Source organism: Blastococcus sp. CT_GayMR19 (assembly GCF_004570385.1).
GTDB lineage: Bacteria > Actinomycetota > Actinomycetes > Mycobacteriales > Geodermatophilaceae > Blastococcus_B.
In genome coordinates, this window is the sequence record NZ_SPQL01000041.1 from 1 (window position 1) to 583 (window position 583).

General features: G+C 71.7%; 2 protein-coding genes. One reads left to right on the forward strand and one right to left on the reverse strand.

Annotated elements, in window-relative coordinates; translation table 11 throughout:
* Positions 1-182: 182 nt before the first annotated feature.
* A complete protein-coding gene (locus E4P39_RS23070; protein WP_167762033.1) occupies positions 183-344 on the reverse strand; it encodes a hypothetical protein in 162 nt (53 codons plus the stop codon).
* On the opposite strand from E4P39_RS23070, the gene E4P39_RS23075 reads away from it, so the two are divergent.
* Positions 331-583: hypothetical protein (locus tag E4P39_RS23075; RefSeq protein WP_245160043.1), on the forward strand; the 253-nt coding region annotated here is incomplete at its 3' end. The genes E4P39_RS23070 and E4P39_RS23075 overlap by 14 nt on opposite strands.

Here is a 583-nt window from a genome sequence, read left to right on the forward strand (position 1 = left end):
CCGGGGCCGACCGCTCCGGTGGCGAGTTTCACGAGGTCGCCGGCGTCGGGGACGGTGCCGTTGACGGTGGCCTTCACCGACACGTCGACGGGGTCGCCGACGTCGTGGGCGTGGAACTTCGGGGACGGTGGGTCGGCGACGACGCAGAACCCGTCGCACACCTACAGCACGGCCGGCACCTATCAGGTGACGTTGACGGCGACGAATGCGGCCGGGTCCAGCACCTCGGCGGCGCAGACGGTCACAGTGAACCCGGGCGGCGGTGGCGGGTCGGGTGCGGTGACGGCGGGGTCGTTCACGTCGGCGTCGGGTGCGACGGCGGGGACGGCGGTGACGGTGCCCAAGCCGGCGGGTGTGGTGACCGGTGATGTGCTGGTGGCGCAGATCAACGCGGACCTGAACCCGGACGTCTCGGCGGCGCCGGCGGGCTGGTCGACGGTGATCGCGCCGCGGTCCAACGGGACCGGGAACCGGTTGTTCGCCTACTACAAGGTGGTCACGAATGCGGCGGGGGAGCCGGGGTCCTACACCTGGACGTTGTCGGCGGCGGTGAAGTGGAACGCGGGGATCGCCGACTTCCACG